This window comes from Nostoc sp. CMAA1605, assembly GCF_021596505.1.
Lineage (GTDB): Bacteria > Cyanobacteriota > Cyanobacteriia > Cyanobacteriales > Nostocaceae > Trichormus.
In genome coordinates, this window is sequence record NZ_PJIZ01000071.1 from 20,926 (window position 1) to 27,117 (window position 6,192).

Sequence of the window (6,192 nt, forward strand, 5' to 3'; positions counted from 1 at the left end):
TTACACTCATAACTTATATCTCAAAATTAGCAATGTGATGCACTGCGGCGATCGCGCCATTGATGTAATTTGGGATTAACTGGCTGTCTGTGACTTTATCGAGGATTTGTTTGACTGTAAAGAGTGCATCGGGGATGTTACGCACCTGGTAAACTTTGCTGGCTCTTTGTTGTTGGCGATCGTACAGCCTTGGTAGTGGTAGTGCTACTAAAGGTACACCCACAGAGGCACATTCGTAAACTGTGTTATATCCAGCACCGCCAACAACTATATCAGCTGCGGCTAAACATTCGATTCCTGGATGGTGAAACAACCAGAAGTCCCGTAAATCTTCGCTAGGACAGTGAGGTGATAAAATTCTGACAGCGCATTCAGGGAAGGCTTTGTATAGTTGTAGGGTAAGTTGAGTAAATAAGGATAACTCGGAGATTTGCCCAGCCGCACAAACTAGGATAATTTTACGGCTATCATTGACTTTGAGAATCTGCGATCGCACAATTTTGCGGTCTGGTAATTCCTCTGGGTGGCGAATTAACCACGGTGCTGTGTGTATTACTCCTGGTAAATCTCCTAAAGGTAAATTCTTTCCTTCTCCTGGGATGATTACCGCCTGAAAATTTTCAGTGACAAATGAACGTAAATTTTTAACTTCTACATATCGAGGATTGATATCTCGATGAATCAAGATTTTTGGTATGTTTTGTAGTTGCGGTAATATATCCGCTAATTCACCGCCTAATCCTCTGGGAAAGGTATCAATAATTAAGCAATCATATCTAGTAGCATTAGTACGAAAAATTTCTCTGACTTTTAAACAAGTTGCAGCAAAACTGTCACTATCAGAAATCTGATGTAATAAGCAACCTTCTTTACTAATGTAATGTGCATAGGGACTATTAGTGATAATTTCTATTCTTCTTTGGTTAACAGCAATTCTTCCCAAAGATAAAGCACGATTAATATGTCCCCAACCGCCACCAAGAGCGTAAATTAACCAAGTTTTAGTCAATAGTCAATAGTCATTAGTTATTAGTTATTAGTTATTAGTTATTAGTTATTGGGCATAGGGCATAGGGCATAGGGCATAGGGCATTGAGGATTTAGATATATAATCTCCCTTGTCCCCAGTCCCCAGTCCCCAATCCCCAGTCCCCCGGCTGACAAATTACACTCTTTTGCCTTTTCAACTCGCTCCCATGTTGGTTTCAAAGTCGCTGTCTCTTTCTGTTGCAAAACTCATCCCGTCGGCTTCTGTAAAGTCTACATTACCTGTTTCTGGATCATAATCATAGCGATCGCGATTATAGTAATAATCTCTACTCCACGAACTAGACCGATAATCGCCATAGTCAGGGTAGTAAGCGTAGTCTTCTTCATAGAACTGGTGACAGTGGGGACAATTGGTGGTGTCTGTTCGTCCACAGCGACGTTTGAACAAAAAACCCACCATGCGATCGCACTCCCAATCAGCTGTTGTTGTCAGGTTAATTAGGATTTCGCAATTACCGATTTGAATGCGATCGCCATCATTAATACTACCAGTTATTAACTGTACACCATTGATTTTGATCCCGTTACTGGTATTCTGCTCTATGATAACTAGCTCTTGATTTTGCCAAATAATTAGAGCATGATAATCAGCAATTAAATCGTCTTTAATGACAATTCTAGAAACCCTTTGATCTGCAATTTGTTGCGGCATGGCTGTAAATTCTTTGCCAATTGCCACTGGTATTTGTAATAATGGTTCACGGCGATCGCCTGTATTTGGATCTAACCAAGATAATTTTATTTGCAAGGTTGCTCAACCTCCTGTTAAATTCACAGCGTAAGCTAAGGCTGCTTGTTGTTCGCGAGTGAGAGAATCTAATCCAAAGCAGGCAAATGCAATAGGAGACATATTTGACTTTGTAGAAAATACAGTACCACCAGAGGCATTTCTCAATGAAATTTTACCCTCTTTAATTCTCACTTGATAAACTAATTTTTTATCCGGTGTGGTAATTTCTAAGCCAGCTTTATTAGTTGTAATTTGATACAATTGTTTCTTGGTATTATCTTCTAGTTGATAGGTATTATCACTGTTACGTTTGAGAAAATATTTATCTTTTTTCTCAGCATCTTGGATTGTCCAAGAGCCATCAGCATTGATGACATATCCTAAAACTTTATCTTGGGCATTTTTGACTTTAATTTTTCCAGAATCATCAGTTTTAATTCTAGCTAATTCCTCATCTTTACCATCAACTAACTTAGCTCCATCTGGACGTTGCTTAATAGCAAATAAATCAGCACCACCTTCTGTTTTAAACTTAATTTTTTCTGTCTTGTCTATAACATTGTTTACAGGTGTAGCTGCTACTGTTTCATTAATATTAGGTGGTAAAGTATTAACTTGACTAGGTGGACTATTATTCGCCTGATTATTACCGCAACTTACAGAAGATAAAATCAAAATACTGAAGATTAAACCCTGAATAATGATTTTTTTCATATGTTTATTTTGTGAGCATCTTTGCTAAATTTAGGACTTGATAACTACTCAAAAACATAGCTGTAATTGTTTGATATACTTTATCTTGAGCATCTACAAATTGGGGTGCAACTCTAGCAGTGATATAAATCGCTTCATCTGTAATTCTCAATCTTCTGAGACTCGATGATATCGGTAGCTTAATGGCATGATTAACTTCTTGTTGCAAAAGCTTGATGGCTCCGTATCGTTTTTTTGGATAAGTTAGGCTGATGCTAATATCTAACCCTCCCGATTTACTTTTTGATTTATATTTACTCTTGCCACTACTACCACGTTTCCAGCCATACTGCTTTTTTAAAATTTCAGTTAAACTTAATTCAAAATGTGTTTTATCTAAAAATTGCCCTTTAATTGTTAACCATTCTTGAATATAACTATCAATTTTCCATCCAGCTTTATAAGGATGATCAATTGTTCCTAATTTATTTTCTACTTTATCTAGAGACTTAAAAGATAACCCTAAATCTAAAACAGTATCTTCTTTAAGATCACGTTTGAGTAATTGTATAATTTTTTGGGTTAATTCATAGCGATAGTTACTCAAGTTGAAACCCTGGAATTTAAAATACATTAATAACGTGTAAATTACCCCAATCAACAAGAGGAATGATATGACTATAGATAGTAATATCACTACGCCGACTAACTCATTACTAGTCAATAAAAGAGCCAGAATAAATGTTAAAACCAGTAAACCCAATATTCCCAAGAAGCAAAAGAGTGATAATTTCCCATACTTTTTTTGCTTGCTTTCAGCAAAGCTATCAATTTCCGCTATTTTTTGTAAATCCTCTAAGATATTGTTAACGGCGGATTTAACAGCATAGGTGCGATATTTACAAATTTCTTCGATTTCAATAGTCATTTTATGAGTATTTCACCCGTTTAAATAGGTTTTTAATTTTTATTAATTAAGTTATCAAAAGATTAAGAAAAAGTGGCTTTATTTAAAAAACACTAGTTTTGCCGTCAGTATATCAAAACAGAAAATTATGTGTCAATTTTTTATATGAACTTACCAAAAATAGCCTATATTTCTTTTGACACTGTCCCGGCACCAAAAGGAGCAGCAATTCATATTCAGGCTTTCGTTTATGCTTTAGGTATAAATTTCGGTGATGTACAGTTAGTGACAGTTTCACCAACAACAACATTGCAGGAATCTGCACTAATTCATCCACAGGTAAAGCAAACAAAACTCCCAGCTTTAGGCGACAACTTAATTCAGCGAGTGATTTATTTTCGGCGGTTATTAAGATTATGGCTAGAAGGAAAGCGATTTGATGTTATTCATATTCGCTCAATTTATGAGGGCTTTGTCATTGCCGTTAATAAAAATCAATATTGTGACAAGTTAATCTTTGAAGTTAATGGCTTGCCTTCCGTAGAATTGAAATATCGCTATCCTCGTGTGAGTGAGGATCGGGAACTTTTACATAAATTATCTTCCCAAGAGCAAATTTGTTTGTCTGCCGCAGATTTAATTATTACGCCTAGTAACATTACAGCAACATATTTACAACAGCAAAAAAACATTCCCGTAACCAAAATTCAAGTTATTCCCAATGGTGTAGATTTGCATACCTTTACCTATCGTCATCCTGAAAATAAAATTGATATTCCCTGGGAAACGCTATATTTCGGCACGCTTTCCGCCTGGCAAGGAGTCAATTTAGCTGTGGAAGCTTTGGGATTAATCAATCGAGATATAACGGCAAATCTAACTATTATCGGACAAGCAAGGGAAGTGCAAATCCACGCACTCAAGCAACTGGCATTAAAATTTGGCGTAGCAGATAGATTAACTGTTTTAGAACCCATGTCACAATCAGATTTAGTGACGAAGATTCATGCAGCCAATGTGATTTTATCTCCCCTGACACCGAGCGATCGCAATTTAGTTCAAGGTTGCTGTCCCCTGAAAATTTTAGAAGGAATGGCGACGGGAGTACCTGTCATTGCTAGTGATTTACCAGTAGTGCGAGAACTAGGGGAAGATGGGGTGGATTTTTTATTAGTCAAACCAGGTTCAGCCAAAGCCATTAAAGATGCGGTTGTCAGACTATATCATGAGCCGGAATTAGCCATAAAATTAGCCAGTCACGCCCGCCAGCGCATTATCACCCACTATACTTGGCAACAAGCCGGTGAGGCTTTGGTTAATGCTTATCAAGAATTAGGCATCAAGCGGTCAATTACCGTTTGAAGTTGTTGTTTTTCTTGGGTGATAGAATGGTCAGTTAGAATGCGATCGCGTGCTGCTTGCTGAATTCGCTGTTTCTCTGCTAATGGCATTGCCAAACATTCCAACACTGCATCACCCAACCTGTGTAACTGGGAACGAGGTAATAAAAACCCGTTCTCACCATGGGAAATGATTTCTGGTATCCCACCCGCATCACTGGCGATACAGCAACAACCGCAAGCCATCGCCTCTAACAGTGCATTAGGCATACCTTCCCATAGTGAAGGCTGGAGATAAACATCACACAGTCGTAAATAGCTAGCTACTTTTTCCGGGTGGGGTAAATGTCCAGTCACAATGACACGTTGAGCATTTTCCGGCTGATGATGTGCATACATTTGCACCACAGATTCTTGAGTTGCTCTCACTTCCCCGATAATTAATAAACAAGCCGGACGTTCTCTTCGGACTGTGGTTAAAGCATCTAATAAAAACTGTTGTCCTTTTTTCTCCCGCAATTCTCCACAAAACCCCAGCACTACTTCCTCCGCAGCAATTCCTAAAGTCTGACGAAGTTGCTGATTTATTCCTTTTAACTCTGCTAGCGCAGTTTCCTTCCCAGTGCAGAATATTTCGGTATTGACTGTGTTTTTTAAGACTAAAATATCATTACGTCCACATAGTAGCTGAATCTTCCGTGCCATATCCGCACTCACAGCAGTCATCACATCAGCATTTTGTAACGTCCACTGTAACCGCGCAAAATCTCCTGGTGGAAACATTTCCCTATCAACATCGTTACCACGCACACTGACAGTGCTAACTATTCCCTGAAGTTTGGCAAACCATGTAGCAAGAAAACCACTAGGAAAAAGATAATGACCCCAAACAGCATCATAATCACGAGTTTGATGCAGCCATTCCAAGAAATTTAAAGTATGAGGCATAGTCATATCCCAATGGCGATATAAGCCTATGCGATAGACACGGGGTTGAACTTCTAAAGATTCTGGAGGTAAAACTACACCTGCTTGTAAGTAGCGACTCCAAGCCACCACATCAACTTCTATCCCCAGTTGAGATAATGTTGTCACCAAACGCGTCGCACTACTGGCTAAACCACCCAAATCAGGTGCAAATCTTTCAGTAATTACTAAAAGTTTATTGATCATCGCGGACAATTAATTTCCCCAAAAAAGTCTCAATATGAGTGTAGGATATTATTTTTCCCACACGCTTGAGCAACTGCGTTTTAACTTTCCTCGTCAAAATCTGGAACGGAGAATAATACCAATTCTCCAAACTTAGGCAACAGGTGTAAAGCTTGAAACCCAGATGTTATCTGACTTTCTGAATTGTGTTAGCGTAGCGGGACGTTAGTCCATTGCATTAGCGTACCACTTTGTGGAAGCAACCTACGCGGTAGCATCTCGTAGAGAAGCGGAGCGGGAGCATCGTTGCGAATTGCGTT

General features: G+C 38.6%; 6 protein-coding genes. 1 reads left to right on the top strand and 5 read right to left on the bottom strand.

Annotated elements, in window-relative coordinates; genetic code table 11:
- Window positions 1-13: 13 nt before the first annotated feature.
- The 4 genes from CV014_RS20945 to CV014_RS20960 form a co-directional block, all read right to left on the bottom strand.
- Entirely contained in the window at window positions 14-1,009 is a 996-nt protein-coding gene (locus CV014_RS20945) for a glycosyltransferase (RefSeq protein WP_236143798.1), read from the bottom strand.
- Window positions 1,010-1,183: 174 nt separating this feature from the next.
- Complete coding sequence (locus CV014_RS20950; RefSeq protein ID WP_236143799.1) at window positions 1,184-1,798, bottom strand: FHA domain-containing protein; 615 nt, start codon at window positions 1,796-1,798, stop codon at window positions 1,184-1,186.
- A 6-nt stretch (window positions 1,799-1,804) separates the two neighbouring features.
- Window positions 1,805-2,494, bottom strand: coding sequence for a hypothetical protein (locus CV014_RS20955; RefSeq protein WP_236143800.1), 690 nt, complete (start codon window positions 2,492-2,494; stop codon window positions 1,805-1,807).
- A gap of 4 nt (window positions 2,495-2,498) precedes the next feature.
- Entirely contained in the window at window positions 2,499-3,401 is a 903-nt protein-coding gene (locus CV014_RS20960) for a hypothetical protein (RefSeq protein ID WP_236143801.1), read from the bottom strand.
- A gap of 144 nt (window positions 3,402-3,545) precedes the next feature.
- Here CV014_RS20960 and CV014_RS20965 point away from each other — a divergent pair, with 144 nt between their 5' ends.
- Window positions 3,546-4,742, top strand: a complete 1,197-nt coding sequence (locus tag CV014_RS20965) for a glycosyltransferase family 4 protein (RefSeq protein ID WP_236143802.1) — start codon at window positions 3,546-3,548, stop codon at window positions 4,740-4,742.
- Here CV014_RS20965 and CV014_RS20970 read toward each other — a convergent pair.
- Window positions 4,706-5,890, bottom strand: coding sequence for a glycosyltransferase (locus CV014_RS20970; protein ID WP_236143804.1), 1,185 nt, complete (start codon window positions 5,888-5,890; stop codon window positions 4,706-4,708). The two genes, CV014_RS20965 and CV014_RS20970, sit on opposite strands and share 37 nt — an antisense overlap.
- Between the last annotated feature and the right edge of the window lie 302 nt (window positions 5,891-6,192).